Annotated in this window: 15 protein-coding genes; 7 read left to right on the top strand and 8 right to left on the bottom strand. The window is 39.9% G+C overall.

What is annotated here, in order from left to right:
• Positions 1-26: 26 nt before the first annotated feature.
• Entirely contained in the window at positions 27-1,601 is a 1,575-nt protein-coding gene (locus tag IAE19_RS12920) for a phospholipase D family protein (RefSeq protein WP_227611034.1), read from the bottom strand.
• A 189-nt stretch (positions 1,602-1,790) separates the two neighbouring features.
• Between IAE19_RS12920 and IAE19_RS12915 the strand changes: the two genes are divergently transcribed.
• Positions 1,791-2,801: a metallophosphoesterase gene (locus IAE19_RS12915; RefSeq protein WP_200461327.1), complete on the top strand. Its 1,011-nt coding sequence runs from the start codon at positions 1,791-1,793 to the stop codon at positions 2,799-2,801.
• 70 nt (positions 2,802-2,871) lie between these two features.
• Here IAE19_RS12915 and IAE19_RS12910 read toward each other — a convergent pair whose 3' ends face one another.
• Both IAE19_RS12910 and trhA read right to left on the bottom strand, forming a co-directional pair.
• Positions 2,872-4,188, bottom strand: coding sequence for an MFS transporter (locus IAE19_RS12910; RefSeq protein ID WP_200461326.1), 1,317 nt, complete (start codon positions 4,186-4,188; stop codon positions 2,872-2,874).
• Between the two features lie 148 nt (positions 4,189-4,336).
• The gene (gene trhA / locus IAE19_RS12905) at positions 4,337-4,978 is read right to left on the bottom strand and encodes a PAQR family membrane homeostasis protein TrhA (protein ID WP_200461325.1); all 642 of its coding nucleotides are present in this window, start codon (positions 4,976-4,978) and stop codon (positions 4,337-4,339) included.
• Between the two features lie 101 nt (positions 4,979-5,079).
• On the opposite strand from trhA, the gene IAE19_RS12900 reads away from it, so the two are divergent.
• The 3 genes from IAE19_RS12900 to IAE19_RS12890 are packed head-to-tail and all read left to right on the top strand — an operon-like array spanning position 5,080 to position 7,160.
• On the top strand, positions 5,080-6,309 hold the full coding sequence (locus tag IAE19_RS12900) for a class I SAM-dependent methyltransferase (protein WP_200461324.1): 1,230 nt from the start codon (positions 5,080-5,082) through the stop codon (positions 6,307-6,309).
• Positions 6,310-6,744, top strand: coding sequence for a GNAT family N-acetyltransferase (locus IAE19_RS12895; protein ID WP_200461323.1), 435 nt, complete (start codon positions 6,310-6,312; stop codon positions 6,742-6,744).
• Between the two features lie 38 nt (positions 6,745-6,782).
• On the top strand, positions 6,783-7,160 hold the full coding sequence (locus IAE19_RS12890) for a glyoxalase superfamily protein (protein ID WP_200461322.1): 378 nt from the start codon (positions 6,783-6,785) through the stop codon (positions 7,158-7,160).
• Positions 7,161-7,172: 12 nt separating this feature from the next.
• On the opposite strand, the gene IAE19_RS12885 is transcribed toward IAE19_RS12890, so the two are convergent.
• From IAE19_RS12885 to IAE19_RS12870, 4 genes are all read right to left on the bottom strand, one after another.
• Positions 7,173-8,030, bottom strand: a complete 858-nt coding sequence (locus IAE19_RS12885) for a patatin family protein (protein WP_200461321.1) — start codon at positions 8,028-8,030, stop codon at positions 7,173-7,175.
• 14 nt (positions 8,031-8,044) lie between these two features.
• The gene (locus tag IAE19_RS12880; protein ID WP_200461320.1) at positions 8,045-8,320 is read right to left on the bottom strand and encodes a hypothetical protein; all 276 of its coding nucleotides are present in this window, start codon (positions 8,318-8,320) and stop codon (positions 8,045-8,047) included.
• Between the two features lie 162 nt (positions 8,321-8,482).
• Positions 8,483-10,618 (bottom strand): 3-hydroxyacyl-CoA dehydrogenase NAD-binding domain-containing protein, encoded by a 2,136-nt coding sequence (locus IAE19_RS12875; RefSeq protein ID WP_200461319.1) that lies wholly within the window; start codon positions 10,616-10,618, stop codon positions 8,483-8,485.
• Positions 10,619-10,963: 345 nt separating this feature from the next.
• On the bottom strand, positions 10,964-12,169 hold the full coding sequence (locus tag IAE19_RS12870; protein ID WP_200461318.1) for an acetyl-CoA C-acetyltransferase: 1,206 nt from the start codon (positions 12,167-12,169) through the stop codon (positions 10,964-10,966).
• Positions 12,170-12,354: 185 nt separating this feature from the next.
• Here IAE19_RS12870 and IAE19_RS12865 point away from each other — a divergent pair, with 185 nt between their 5' ends.
• Both IAE19_RS12865 and IAE19_RS12860 read left to right on the top strand, forming a co-directional pair.
• Positions 12,355-12,897, top strand: a complete 543-nt coding sequence (locus IAE19_RS12865) for an adenylate kinase (protein ID WP_200461317.1) — start codon at positions 12,355-12,357, stop codon at positions 12,895-12,897.
• Positions 12,897-13,340, top strand: a complete 444-nt coding sequence (locus IAE19_RS12860) for an NUDIX hydrolase (RefSeq protein ID WP_200461316.1) — start codon at positions 12,897-12,899, stop codon at positions 13,338-13,340. The genes IAE19_RS12865 and IAE19_RS12860 overlap by 1 nt, the downstream gene beginning before the upstream one ends.
• 27 nt (positions 13,341-13,367) lie before the next feature.
• Here the strand turns inward: IAE19_RS12860 and IAE19_RS12855 are convergent, their stop codons facing one another.
• Positions 13,368-14,378 (bottom strand): AraC family transcriptional regulator, encoded by a 1,011-nt coding sequence (locus IAE19_RS12855; protein ID WP_120370915.1) that lies wholly within the window; start codon positions 14,376-14,378, stop codon positions 13,368-13,370.
• 211 nt (positions 14,379-14,589) lie between these two features.
• Between IAE19_RS12855 and IAE19_RS12850 the strand changes: the two genes are divergently transcribed.
• Positions 14,590-15,708, top strand: coding sequence for a CaiB/BaiF CoA transferase family protein (locus IAE19_RS12850; protein WP_200461315.1), 1,119 nt, complete (start codon positions 14,590-14,592; stop codon positions 15,706-15,708).
• The last annotated feature ends 8 nt before the right edge of the window (positions 15,709-15,716 follow it).

Here is a 15,716-nt window from a genome sequence, read left to right as displayed (position 1 = left end):
TTGAAGGATTTACAGGATTCTTTGAATTACATAAATCCTTCGATTGGTAACCATGACAGCATTTTGACTCCAGCACGTTGCCACCATTTCATGCGTGGTTCTTTTTTATAAATTTTAGTGCTGTTGGGAGTCTGGCGATACCAATTGATATTATGGTTAGCATCTAGCACGAGCTTATAGGCGTAATGAGTGAGTTGTTGATCCATTGTTTGGTGAATGTTTTTTGCTAAAGTCGGACTGTTTAAAATAACCCCAATCTCAGTGTTCAAATAGGCTGAGCGCGGATCAAAATTAAAAGAACCAATAAATACCTGCTTTTGATCTAGGGTCATCATTTTTGCATGTAGGCTTGAATTACTTAGACCTTTAAGACTAATTTTAGCTTCTTTTGCTAATTCTCGGGTATTTTTAGTTAGATCCTCTTCATCAAGAGAGGGGAGAAACTCATAAAGCTGTACGCCATTTTCCAATAATTCTTTGCGATATTTACCATAAAAGGCATGAACAATCGACACATCATTGGCTTTAAACGAGTTGGTTAAAACCCGAACTTGTACACCATTTTGTGCTAATTCACTTAAGTGCTTGGCACCTTGTTTTTCAGGTACGAAATAAGCAGAGATCAGGTCAATATTCTCCTCAGGTTTCTGCAAATTTTTAATCAGCTGGAAATTAAGATGTTGTTCTTTTTTTGCTTTTGCGCGAATTTTATCAGGTGAGTCCTTGACCACTTTCGCTTCTACCCAATCGAATTGAATATTATTATTGAACCATTGGTCAAAAGCATGTGAACGTGCCGCTAAGTTAAGATAGTTTTGTACATTCGCCAATTCGTAATGTGCGTCTAGCTGACGTTTTAGCTCTGGATAACGTAAATAATGGGTTTTGGCATTAACGATATTAATCACAGAGTAGGCATATTTATCATTCCAGTAATCGTCAAAGGAATGCACAATGTCATCGACAGCTGAACCAACAAGCATCACATCGACATCTGAAAATTGATAATTATCACTGCTGTTATAATATTGATTGGTCATGTTACGACCGCCAATTAAGGCAATCTGATCATCAGCAATAAAGCTTTTATTATGCATGCGGCGATTGATACGCTTTAAATCCAGTACCATATCAATTCCACGAAATTTGCGAAAACGATAAGGATTAAACAGCTTTACTTCAATATTTTGATGTTGTGACAATGCCAATAAAACGCCTTCCATTTGTTTGGCATTGTTGTCATCAATCAATAAACGAACTTTTACTCCACGATCCGCTGCACGAATAATGGCATGCAAAGCTAAAGCACCTACTCGGTCGTTGTCCCAGATATAATATTGCAGATCCAGACTTTTTTCGGCTTTATCAATCAGTTTAAGTCGTGCGGTAAGAGCTTCAAGTGGATCATAGAGCAAATGATAGCCCGTAAGTCCCGGATTCTGCTGACGCAGAGGCTTTACGACTTTGGCAAGCGTAGTTTGTGAGGTATCTACTTGGCTTGCTAGCTGAATAACTTCAGGTCCAGGTTTTGGTAGCGTATTGCATCCGCTTAAATTCAATACCACCATACAACTGATGCCAAGCAAAAAGTGCCTGCTCATTTGCTTTTTTGCAGTAAAATTAGGGTATTGTGTAGATAAGCGGAATGTTTTTGCCATAATGCATGCATACAATAATGTGGCCTAGAGTATAATTCTTGACTAGCCAAAGATAAATAACTGAAACAAAATCACCATCCTGATGATTCTTTCAGTGTTTAAGATGCTATTTAGGATCATTTGAGAATAGCTATGTGGGATTTTAATTCGATTATTTTTTATTTCTATCTGATTTTTGTTGTTCTTGCAATCTGGGCCATTTCTCAAGCTTGGCGTAGTCAGTCACGTACGGAAACGATTCATCCTTTTAAGGCTTTCGTACATCTCTTGGCCTTTTATTTATCTTATTTACTTTTTCCTTTAATTATTTTTAGTCTTTATGCGGGATGGTCTGGTTATTTTTCTTTGCATCAATCGATTTTTGTTTTTCTATTGAGCGTATTCTTAATTTATGCTCGATTTATCGAACCGCATCTAGTTCATGTACGTCAGCATCAATATCGTTTAAATCCCGATCAGCCGTTTGTTAAACCCATTAAAGTGGCTTTGATTGCCGATTTACATATTGGTTTGTTTTCAGGACATGAGCGTCAATTACGCATTATTGTCGAAAAGCTTAATCAGGCCCAGCCCGATATTGTAGTTGTCGCAGGCGACTGGACCTATGAACCTGAAAATGAATTGGCTGAAGAACTAGACGTTTTGCGTCAGATAGAGGCGCCTGTCTACTCTGTGCCAGGGAATCATGATGAACAATATCCTGGCCCGCCAATTCAGGAATTGCTGAAACATGCATTAAATGTAAATGATGTGATCGATATAGAAGGAAAAATCGTTGAGTTTGATGAATTTCGTCTCATTGGAATTGGGGATTTATGGGCAGGCAAGACGGATATGCGTTTTATGCCTGAGTTACCTCAGGATAAGCCTTGGCTAATTTTATCGCACAATCCTGATACTGTAGATATGGTGCCTAAGCTTCCTTTACGTCCTTTAATGCTTTCTGGACATACACATGGTGGGCAAGTTGAATTGCCATGGATTACCAATTACATTATGAAAAAAGTTTCAATTTTGGGTCATAAAAAAGGCTTTTATGAACATGAACATGCGGATGTATTTGTAACTGTTGGAACGGGAATGGTGGGAATTCCATTTCGTTTTCGAGTGCCACCTACGATTGATATTATTGAACTGATTTAAACTTTTAGGGTGTTTAAATTAAATGAGCCAATAAAAAACCAGCCTATGCTGGTTTTTTATTTTCTTAGCTTTAAATTTGATTATTTACATCTTCATTTTTAGTTTCACGGATCAGCAGGAATGCAAGCAATGATAAAATTGAAGCTGCTGTTAAATAATATCCTACAGCTTGTAAGCCGTAAGTTTCAGCTAACTTAGTGGCGATCAGCGGCGCAAAAGAGGCCCCTAAAATACCCGCAAGGTTGAATGTTAAAGCTGAACCGGTGTAGCGGACAGATGTTGGAAATAGTTCTGAAAGTACGGTTCCAATTGGGCCATAAGTAAGTCCCATAATAGACAAACCAATACACAGGAACAGGAACACTACCAACGTATTGCCAGATGCCAGAAGATCAGAGAAAAACAAACCAAAAATTGCAGCAGCAATACAAACCCCAATAGAGGTCGCTTTACGGCCAAATTTTTCAGCAAAAATAGCTGAAAGGGGAATAAAAGCAGCAAAACATAAAGTTGCAAATAATTGCATCTCAAGGAACTGTCCACGAGCATAGCCCAAATGAGTGGTCCCCCAATTTAAGGCAAAAACAGTCGTCAAATAAAACACGACAAAGGTACATACAGCACCAATGGTTCCAAGTACCAATTGTTTAGTGTGTTTTGTCACCACTTCGGTAAATGGAATGTTAACTTCTTTTTGCTTATCCAGTACTTTCTGGAAAGCTGGTGTTTCGTGGAGTTTTAAGCGGATATATAAACCCACCAGTACCAAAATTGCACTCGCAATAAATGGAATACGCCATCCCCATTGCATAAATGCCTCATCTGACATAAATGCGCCAAGCGTTAAAAATGAACCTGCGGCTAAAATAAATCCAATCGGTGCGCCAAGTTGGGGAAACATGCCATACCATGCACGTTTACCTTCTGGTGCATTTTCAGTTGCGAGCAGTACAGCGCCACTCCATTCACCACCTAACCCCAAACCTTGGCCTAAACGACATAGCGCTAACAATAATGGCGCGACAATTCCAATTTGAGCATAAGTAGGCAATAGGCCGATACAAACTGTAGAAATTCCCATAGTGAGCAAGGCTGCGACTAAGGTTGCTTTACGTCCAATACGATCCCCTAAATGCCCAAATAATGCAGCACCAATCGGGCGCGCGATAAAGGCAATCGCGAAAGTTGCAAGGGACTGTAGCATGGCAGCACTGCCACTGCTTGCTGGGAAAAATAGATGTGGAAAAATAAGTACTGCAGCGGTGGCATAAATATAAAAATCAAAAAACTCGATCGTTGTTCCAACGAGACTCGCAGTTAAGACACGGAATTTTGAGTTACTGGCAACAGCAGGTGCTGTGGTTGCAGAGGTAGAGGATGACGCCATAAAGGAACCTTACACTTCGTAAAAATAAAAAAATTTGTTTTTAAAAGCGTAATCTTTTTAAAAAAGGCGTAATTTCTTAAAAAAATAACGAGAGTAGTCCTGATATTCAATACTGATCAGGGTCGCTGACAATAGTATTAAAAATAGACTAGATCACGTACCAATAGATCGCGAGGAATTGTAATCCTGCGCCTATCAATACAAAAACATGCCAGATTGCATGGGTATATCTTACCTTTTTTAGCGCATAAAACAATGCTCCAATCGTATAAGCTAATCCACCACCCACTAAAAAAATGAGAGCATCTTTGCTCAAATACCTTTGCATATCATCAATAAGCAACACAGCAGTCCACCCCATCAGCAAATAGGCAATGAGTGAGATTTTTTGAAATCGATGAATGAAAATTAATTTGAAAAGTGTACCAATAAAAGCAATCACCCAAAGTGCAATCAATAAATAATGCGCTTTGGTTGTCGGAATGGCGATACTTAAAAAAGGCGTGTATGTTCCTGCAATAAGATAATAAATCGCCGTATGATCCAGTTTTTTATACCAGTGGCGTTTTTCTTTGGTTTTTGCAAAATGGTAGAGCGTGGAGCTACTAAATACTAAAATCAGACTTAAGCAATAAGCCCATAAACCAATCCATTGACCACCTGATAAATCATGGCCTTTTATTAATAAAAAAATAGCAGCAATGACCGCAAGAACCGCACCAGCTGCATGACTCCAAGCATTTAGTTGTTCTTCAACAGGATCATAATCAAGGACAGGGAGATGTGACATTTTTAGGTCATTTTATTAAAAGTACAAGTGTATAGTAATTCAATTTTATTTTTAAAGTAAGACGTTTTAAACTATAGCTGCAAATAAATAAGGTTTTTACTATGTCTGCTTTGGCAATCGATTCTTCTCAGGAACATCAATTTATTGAATTGATTCAACAAACCATTCAAACTCAGCAGTTTGAACGGCTGATCCTGAGCCAATATAAAGGTACTGAGGCGGAACTTGAAAAAATCACGTTTCGATTGGTTGAGTTACAGCAGCAAACAAAATTAAGTGTTTTGTACCATTATAAAACTAAAGATGTGACTAAAAATTATGATTTAAATGAATCATTTGAAATTATTGAAGAATTTGTACTTTTATGTAAACAAGCCAATCTATTTGCGTTAAATGTTGAAGCTCAGCTCAAAAAGAATAAGAAAAAAGCTGTGTTGAATATTCAACCATTGAATAAACTGGAATCGAATCATTTAAAGCCTGCCCATCAGCAACATGACCGTGAAAAAGAGCGCTATATTGATCAGGGAAGTCCATTTTTACACTATCTAGGTATTACCGAAAGCGGTGGTAATATTATTCCTGCTATGGCGAGAAAATGGAAACAAATCAACAAATTTATTGAAATTTTTTCACATGCCTATGAACAAATTGAGATAAAAAAAGATCAGATCAATATCGTTGATTTTGGTTCAGGTAAAGGTTATCTCACTTTTGCACTTTACGATTATTTGCAGCAGCAAACCATGACTCAACCTGTCATCACAGGGGTTGAGCTGCGTTCCAATCTGGTTGAGTTTTGTGAGGATGTCGCTAAACGGTCGGGTTTTGATCATCTCAATTTTTTTGAAGGAGATGTCAGAACTTATCATGCAGATCAGCTAGATGTGATGATCGCTTTACATGCCTGTGATATTGCTACGGACTTTGCAATTCATACAGGAATTCGCCTAAATGCCTCAATGATTATGTGCGCACCATGTTGTCATAAAGAATTACGACCACAGTTACAAAGTCCAGCGGTACTAAAACCGATGTTGCAATTTGGCGTTCATGCGGGGCAACAAGCTGAAATGCTCACGGATTCGTTACGCGCTTTATTTCTTAAAGCGTATGGTTATGAAGTCAAAGTATTTGAATTTGTATCACTCGAACACACCAGTAAAAATAAAATGATTCTGGCCACTAAGCGTAAAAATATGCAACAGCCAGATGCCCAAATTTTGCAACAGATTCAAGCATTAAAACAGATGTATGGGATTGAAAAACAAACACTTGAGTTACTATTAAGCGATCAATTGATGATCGATAATGTTGGATGTAAATGTTAAATGATGAAGAATCCGATCATTGATATTCAAAAAGGGGCATGGAAGACTCTGCAACAAGATGCCATGTTTGTCCGTAAACGTGTGTTTATTGAGGAACAACAAATTCCAGAAGCAGAAGAGTGGGATGCTCAGGATGAGCGCTCTATTCATTTTGTTATGTATCATGATACTCAACCGATTGCCACGGCAAGATTATTAGAAAATCGTAGTGTGGGTCGAGTTGCGGTTTTAAAGCCTTATCGGGGATTAAACATTGGAAATAAGCTCATGCAAGCCATTGTTGATTATGCCAAACAACAAAATCTACCCGATTTAAAACTGTCTGCTCAGGTGTATGCAACGGGTTTTTATGAGCGTTTAGGCTTTCGTCAACGCGGTGAAATTTATGATGATTGTGGAATTCCGCATATAGAAATGTTTTTAAACTTCGACTAATTTAAGCTCTACTAAAAAAAGATATGGAAGCAAATACCATGAATCAAAACCAAAATATTATTCCAGTCTTGCGTATTTTTGATGTGGAAAAAGCCAAAGCTTTTTATCTGGATTTTTTGGGTTTTCAGTTGGATTGGACGCATCAATTTGAAGAAAACTTTCCGTTATATCTGCAGGTTTCAAAAGATCAGTATTGCTTGCACTTAACTGAACATCATGGTGATTGTAGTCCTGGTGCATTAGTGCGTTTGCATTTGGCAGATTTAGAACAATTTGCTCAACACCTTGCGGATAAGAATGCCCGATTTGCCAAGCCTCAGATTGAAACAGTGCCGTGGGGAAATCTCGAACTGTCAATAAGCGATCCATTTTCTAATCGTTTGGTGTTTTGGAAAGATCAGGTACACATTACCTGATCGTTTACCTGCTTAGGGCAAGGTTTTCCATTGTTCAATAGCAGCAAATCCTGTTTCCAAGCCGACTTGATAGGTGTATTGCAATTTATTGCGGTCTTTACACAAACGGTTTGCAAGCCCTTTTTTATCTGGTACACAAACTTCCAGAATGTGCTGGTGATTAGGTTGGCGTAAAAAACTGACTGAATCATTATAACGATTACAGCGTTCTTTTAGACTCAACGCGAAGCCTCGATTATTGCTCACGATATATTTCGCCAAAAATTGATCGCCTTTACTGCTGGCTTTAAAATAGTGCTGAGGGCGCGTGCGAATGACCATAAGTTTGGTCACATCTACTTGTTGAGCTGCCCATTGTACAGGCAATGCATCTGCAACACCGCCGTCAAAATATGGTTCACCCATAATCTGAACAGGGTGACGAGTCAATACAGGAATAGTGCTGGATGCGCGTAGAGCATCCAGCAGATTATCAGGACCTGCTCGTAAATACTCAGCCCGCCCGCTTTGTGCATGGGTCAGTACCATATAAAAATCAGGATTTTCTGAGAATAATTTTCCTTGATCGAGTGGATGTTCTATTTCGCCCACTTGCCACATCCACTCTAAATCAAGTAAATCACCACCCTTAAAAAAGCGTTTATAGCTAATAAATTCTGGGCGTAAGGAATGATCGATATAAAAATTTAGGGTACGACCCTTTTGAGCTGCTAGATAATTAGCAAGATTGGTTGAGCCAGAAGATACTCCGACATATAAATCAAAAGGGTTAAATTGCTGATCCAAAAAAGCATCGAGTACACCGGCAGTAAAAGCACCACGCATACCACCGCCTTCAACGATAAGCGCCTGACGTTGCATTGCTGACATGATATTTTCCAGAATTATGGTTTAGCTTGATGTTGCGAATCTTGATCCGCATGTTCTGAGTGCTGAAGCATTGCTTCATGATCTTGCTGAGTTTCAGGAGCTTGTTGTGGTGTCGCTTTGAGCTGGTAGTGACCTTTTTTAGCGTCCTGATTAGGCATATAGTCAGGTTCGCTGGACATGGCTAAATATAAAAAAGTAAAAAAAATCGTAGTGATGCCAGCCACAATGATAATAAATTTCCAGCCCAAGGCTGTTGATTCAGAATCATTGCCAGAAGATGATTTACTCATAAATGAGTCCAACCGTCAAAATAAAATAAAGAAAATAAGTGCTTGTTATAGCATAAAATTGAAAAAGAAAGAGGTTTTTAGTTTAAAATTCAATAAATACAATTAGATAAAAGCACACCCTATTTCTAAGTATAGGATGTGCCAGAGAAATGCAGCGACTGCTTAGTGAATGCTTTCACGCTTTTGCGCTTTGTCTTTCAGTAACTGCGGCGGATTAAAACGTTCACCATATTTTGCAGCTAATTGTTCAGCACGTTGTAGCGATTTCTCAATGCCGTTTTGATTGAGGAATTGAATTGCACCCCCTGTCCATGGGGCAAAACCGATTCCAAAAATTGAACCCACATTGGCATCAATCACGGACTCTAAAACACCTTCTTCATAGCAGCGTAAAGTATCTAATGCTTGAACGAATAGGAAGCGATCAATCATGTCTTGTTCAGAAATATCATTGTCTTTTGCCCAACAGCTGAGACCATCCCATAAATGTTTTTTACCGTTTTCGGGATATTCATAAAAACCTGCGCCCGCAGCTTTACCTTTACGATGAAGCTCGTGAATCATGGTGTGTACCACTTCATCCACTGGGGTTTTTGCAAGGTCTTTACCTTCGGCTTGTAGTGCTTTACGAGTTTCACTTGCGACGTGTTCAGTTAAGCTTAGAGACACTTCATCCTGAATCGCTAATGGGCCAACGGGCATGCCTGCTTTCAGTGCTGCCATTTCAATTTTGGCTGGATGTACTCCTTCAGCCAGCAAACGCATACCTTCTTGAATGAATGTGCCAAACACACGGCTTGTAAAAAAGCCACGACTGTCATTGACCACAATAGGGGTTTTCGCAATTTGCTGAACAAAATCGTAAGCTTTTGCTAATGTTTCAGCAGAAGTTTGTTTGCCTTTGATGATTTCGACCAATTGCATTTTATCTACTGGGCTAAAGAAGTGCAGGCCAATGAAGTTTTTAGCATCTTTACTTGCCGTTGCTAAGCCAGTGATGGGTAAGGTCGAAGTATTTGATGCAAAGATTCCACCTTCAGCCAAATACTGTTCAGCTTCTTGTGTGACTTTGGCTTTGAGTTCCTGATTTTCAAATACAGCTTCAATAATTAGGTCACAACCTTTTAAATCTGCAGCATCTGCTGTTGCCGTAATCAGCGCTAAAACCTGATCCCGTTTCTCTGCGGTCATACGACCTTGTGAAACACGTTTATCGAGTAACTTTTGCGAATAGGCTTTCCCTTTTTCAGCATTTTCAGCAGACACGTCCTTAAGCACAACGGGGATGCCTTTGATTGCGGTTGAATAGGCAATACCAGCGCCCATCATCCCTGCACCTAGAACTCCTACTTTGCTCGCTTGCCATTTTGCAATATTTGCAGGACGGCTTGCACCTGATTTAATTGCATTCAGACCATGCCAAAATGTGCCGATCATATTTTTGGAAATCTGACCAACTGTCAGTTGAGCGAAATAGCGTGATTCGATACGCAAAGCAGTATCTACATCTACTTGTGCGCCTTCAACAGCCGCAGCCATGATTGCCTCTGGAGCAGGGTAGCAACCTTTAGTCTTGTCACGCAGCATTGCAGGGGCTATTGCTAACACTTGAGCCACTGCAGGAGTTTTGGGATCGCCTCCCGGAATTTTGTAGCCTTTAACATCAAAAGGTTGCTGGCTTTTTGGATTGGCTTTCACCCATGTAATGGCTTTGTCTAAAAGTTCTTGCTCATTTTCGGCGGTATCATGTACTAAACCTAGCGATCTTGCTTTATCGACACCAAACTGTTTGCCTTCCATCAGAAATGGAAATGCATTTTGTAAGCCCAGCAGACGAACCATGCGCACGATACCGCCACCACCAGGGAGTAGACCTAAAGTGACTTCTGGCAGACCAAACTTGGTTTTTGGATCATTGATTGCAATACGGTAATGACAACCTAAAGCAATTTCCCAGCCACCGCCTAATGCCGTACCATTCAAAGCTGCCACAACAGGGACACCTAATGTTTCGATAGTGCGTAAATCACCTTTGAGCTTTTCAATCATTTTGAAAAATTCTGTGGCATTTTCAGGCTGAACTTGAATGAGTTCATCCAAGTCACCGCCTGCAAAAAAGGTTTTCTTGGCTGAGCGGAAAATAACCCCTTTAAGATCAGTTTCAGTTTTCAACTTTTGGCTAACTTCATCCAGCGAATCACGGAATTCTGCATTCATGGTATTGGCAGATTGACCCGATGAATCAAGGGTAAGAATTACAATATTGTCAGCGTTTTTTTCGTAGTTAATAGCGCTCATACATCATCGTCCAATATTTTATGAGCTTAATCATCAGTGATCTGCATAAGTAAAAATAAGCATTGCACAGTCTTGTTAAGCTCTCATCTAATTTTAGGATAAACCTTCGGCTCGACCTACCTTGCAAAATAGTATTTCTGATTTCACAGAAGTAGGTAAAATTATTGCCATTCGCAAAACTGAGGTACCAGCAAAGAGTAATACGCTTTGCCTTACTGCAAGGCGAAAGCTATGTCTGGGCATAAACCAAGCACTTTATTTATCTTTTGTTGTTCCTATGCTTTGGCTTGCTCAAGTTACAAATGACATTTCCGAATCTTATATTTCAGGGAAGTGTCGTATGTTTTACACCAACTCGATAATCGTCGCGATGCCCATACCACCACCGACACATAGTGTTGCTAAACCACGTTTTTTGCCCTGACGCTCTAATTCATCAAGTAACGTACTTAAAATCATGGCACCTGTTGCACCCAATGGATGACCCATTGCAATCGCGCCACCATTAACATTGACTTTATCGCTTGGGACTTTAAGTTCATTGATGAAACGCATCACTACGGCAGCAAATGCTTCATTGACTTCAAACAAGTCGATGTCATCAATGGTTAAGCCCGCTTTTTCCAATGCTTTACGTGCAGCAGGAGCAGGACCTGTCAGCATGATGGTGGGATCTGTTCCGACCAATGCCGTTGCCAATACTTTGGCACGAGGTTTTAAACCTTGTTCTTTAACTGCTTTTTCAGAAGCCAATAACACTACAGCAGCGCCATCAACGATGCCTGATGAGTTTCCTGCATGATGTACATGGTTAATTTTTTGGGCTTCGGGATATTTTTGTAAAGCCACCGCATCGAAACCCATTTGTCCCATCATTTCAAAGCTTGCGTTGAGTTTTGCCAAGCCTTCAACTGTGGTTGAACCTCTAATGAATTCATCTTTTTCTAAAATCATCACACCTGAATGATCTTTTACAGGAACGACTGATTTGTCAAAATAGCCATTTGCCTGAGCTGCTGCCGCTTTTTGTTGTGAGCCAACAGCAAAGGTATCGACATCTGCACGCGTATAGCCATCTAGAGTCGCAATCAGATCAGCCCCCACGCCTTGTGGGACAAAAGAGGATTTTAAATTGGTTTCAGGATCAAGTGCCCAAGGACCTCCGTCAGATCCCATTGGGATACGTGACATGGATTCAACGCCACCAGCAACGACTAAATCCTCCCAACCTGAACGCACTTTTTGAGCTGCCAAGTTTACAGCTTCTAGCCCAGATGCACAGAAACGGTTAATCTGAACCCCAGCAACATCATCATTCCAACCCGCTGCAATGGCAGCAGTTTTAGCAATATCACCGCCTTGATCGCCAATAGGTGTGACACAGCCTAGAACAATATCATCGACTTTCGAGGTGTCGAATTGGTGACGTTGTTGTAGCTCATTGAGTAATGTGGTGACTAATGTAATTGGTTTGACTTCATAAAGTGAACCATCCTTTTTCCCTTTCCCGCGTGGAGTACGGATGGCATCGATGATATAAGCCTCGCTCATCATTATTCCTTTTATGACCTTAAAATATTTTTATGGATTGAGTGTAATGGATTTTAGACCCAACACAATGACGATAAGGTCATCTGGTAAATGATAATTTTTGCCAATGCAGTGTCCCCAATAGAAACTTGATCAATATTTGCTTCATTAGTAGAATATTCGGCCATAAAAAATAATCTATTTATATGAAATTTATTAATATTGTTGGAAACACGGCTTCTGGTAAAACGACATTTTCTCGTCAACTCGCACAAACATTAAAATTAACACGTATTGAAATGGACGATTTGTTTTGGTTGGATAATTGGCAGGAAACACCGGATGATGAATTTGTCCTGAAACTACAACATAAAATGGATACCGCCAAAGAGGGTTGGGTATTGGATGGAAATTATTCGAGGACATGGGCTTTAAAGTTAATCAAATTGGATACGATGATTTGGCTAGATTATTCATTTAGCCTGAATTTTTATCGATCTGTTAAGCGGGCAATAAGTCGAGCGATCAGCCAAGAAGCATTATGGAAAAGCTCAAATAATCGAGAAAGTTTTCGTAGAAGTTTCTTATCCCAAGAATCTATTATTTTATGGATGATCAAGCATCATGCTAAAAATCGGAAAAAATATTTAAATATGATGCAAAACCCTGCGTATCAACATATTCAATTTGTTCGACTGACTTCGCCTAAGCAGGCAGCAGAATTTTTAAAACAGGTAGGGGCTATGTAATGAATTCTATTAAAGCAAAAGCCTTGTGTATTTTTCGATATGAGAATAAATTTTTGCTATCTCATGGATATGATCCGAGCAAAAATGAGCATTATCTAAGACCGATTGGAGGGAGTATTGAATTTGGAGAAACCTCCTTACAAGCAATAGAAAGAGAAGTGTTTGAGGAAATTAATCAACAAATTACTCATCCAAAACTTTTAGGTGTATTGGAAAATTTATTTAGTTTTAACCGTCAGCAAGGACATGAAATTGTGTTTTTGTATGAAGCAAATTTTTTGGATCGAAAAATATACAATCAGGGCGAAATAAAGGGTCATGAAACGGATGGGTCAACTTATATTGCTCAATGGATAACTTTAGAGCAGCTTGCTTCGGGATACCCTGTTTATCCAAAGGGGATAGAGCATTGGCTTGCAGTTGATAGACAGCCTGCTTTTTAGACTGTCTATTTATTCGAAAATTAAACTTTAATGATATCCATGTAACTGACGATATAACCCTGGAGTGACGCCAGTCCATTTTTTAAATGCGCGGTGGAACGTACTGGTTTCACTAAAGCCGACTTGTTGCGCGACGTCTTCAAGTGTCAAATCAGGATTAAGTAACAAGTGAATTGCAGCATCGCGACGTAATGCATCTTTCACACCTTGATAACTTTTACCTTCTGCTGCAAGACGACGACGCAGGGTTTGCGGTGAAAGATAAAGCATAGAGGCAACATCATTCAGGGTTGGCATTTCTTCACCAATTTGACTTTTGAGCACATCACGAATACGTGAAGTCAGTGAATTGGTATTTTTAAATTTCACTAAAAGCTGCGCTGGTGCTGCTTTTAAGAACTCCTCCAGAGTGTTTTCGTTTTGACGAATAGGTAAATCGAGATAATCCGCAGCAAAAGTGATTTCAGTCCGTGGCATATCAAATTGCATGACAGGTGCAAAAAATAAAGCATCGTATTCGTCAGCATGTGCAGGTCGAGGATAACCAAAATGAACACGTTCTAGCGGCAGACGACGTTCGATTAACCATGAAGCCAAACCATGCCAAATCATGAGCATACTTTCGGTAATAAAATGATCGGGATCCAGACTTTTAGGAATCATGGGAACCAAACGCGCTTCATGTTTATCACGCTCTAAAGTCACTGACCACTCATCACCAAAAAGCTTATAAAATTGAGAAGATAAATCTAGAGCTTCGCCCAGTGTCTTTGCATGAATAATCAACTGACACATAATGGCAAAAGTGCCTAAACGGCGCGGTTGAACATCAAATCCTACATGTTCATCCTGAGTAACCATCCAGAGCATTTTAATGAAACGTGTATATTGTTCTGGTGAAATTCGCGCCTTGGGTTGACGTAACAATTCTGCTTCAATCCCAACGTGCGAAAGCAGGGTTTCGACATCCATGCCTAGGCGTTTAACACCAGTCAAAGCCGCATTCACGAAATGGATACTAATGGTATCGCGACTCATGTTAAATCCTTCAGTCTCTTTTATGTTCACTTTTGATTGACCTAAATGACCTTAAAAAACGTTCAATTGGCGATTTACAACAATCATAAATCACTTTTTACATGTTAAATTGCCGAAATGATCAAGGTAAATGGCTGAACATGACATTGTTTTGATTCTTTTATATCCCTAAGATTGCTAAAAATACAATAGTTTTAGGATGAAAATAAGTATGACAACGGCATTAAACGGACTGAAAATACTGGATTTTTCAACATTATTACCTGGGCCATTTGCTACGATGTATCTGGCAGATATGGGTGCAGAAGTCGTTCATATTGAATCGCCAACCCGTCCTGATCTGGTTCGGATTATGCCCCCTTATGCCAATGGCCAAGCTACATCGCATAGCTATCTTAATCGTAATAAACAGTCTATTGCACTGGATTTAAAGGATCTTGCCAATATTGAGCTGATTAAATCGCGCATTTCAGAGTTTGATATTGTGGTTGAACAGTTTCGTCCTGGTGTGATGCAACGTCTTGGTCTGGATTATACCACTCTGTCTGCAATTAATCCCCGTCTAATCTATTGCTCCATTACAGGCTATGGACAAACGGGCAGTTATAAAGATCGGGCTGGCCATGACATTAACTATTTAGCCTTGTCAGGCATTATGGGACATAGTGGGCGTGAGCAGAGTGGCCCACCGCCGTTAGGCATTCAGATTGCAGATGTTGCAGGTGGTTCATTACATGCCGTAATTGGTATTTTGGCTGCCGTGGTGGAGCGAAATCAAAGTGGCAAAGGACAGTATATTGATATCTCCATGACGGATTGTGTGGTGGGACTCAATAGTATGGCCGCTTCGGCAAGTCTGGCAGCAGATGTTGCACAATATCCTGAACAGAGCACATTAAATGGCGGCAGTTTTTATGACTATTATCAAACCAAAGATGGCCGCTATATTTCGGTAGGCAGTCTTGAACCACAATTTATGACAGGCTTAGCCACCGCGCTGGAGTTGCCAATTTTATTAGAAAAAGGGGCTTCTTTTCACCCAGAGGATCGACAGCTTGTAAAGCAGGCATTGACCGATCAATTTAAGACTCAAGATTATACATACTGGCATCATGTATTTGCGGCGCTAGACGTATGCGTCGAACCTGTCTTAAGTTTGGAGGAGGCATTACATACCCCACTTGCTGGTGAGCGTGGGTGGGTCGTCGATGTACCATTGTCCGAGCGGGCTGAACAAACTGAACCTCAACTGGGCTGTCCAATTAAATTTTCAAGATCAAAACTTCGTTATGATTTTATCGGACAGGGTCTCGGCCAAGGAATATGGTGAGGAAATAA

Origin of the sequence: Acinetobacter sp. S40 (assembly GCF_016624705.1) — a bacterium.
Lineage (GTDB): Bacteria > Pseudomonadota > Gammaproteobacteria > Pseudomonadales > Moraxellaceae > Acinetobacter.
This window is presented reverse-complemented; position numbering and strand designations above follow the sequence as displayed.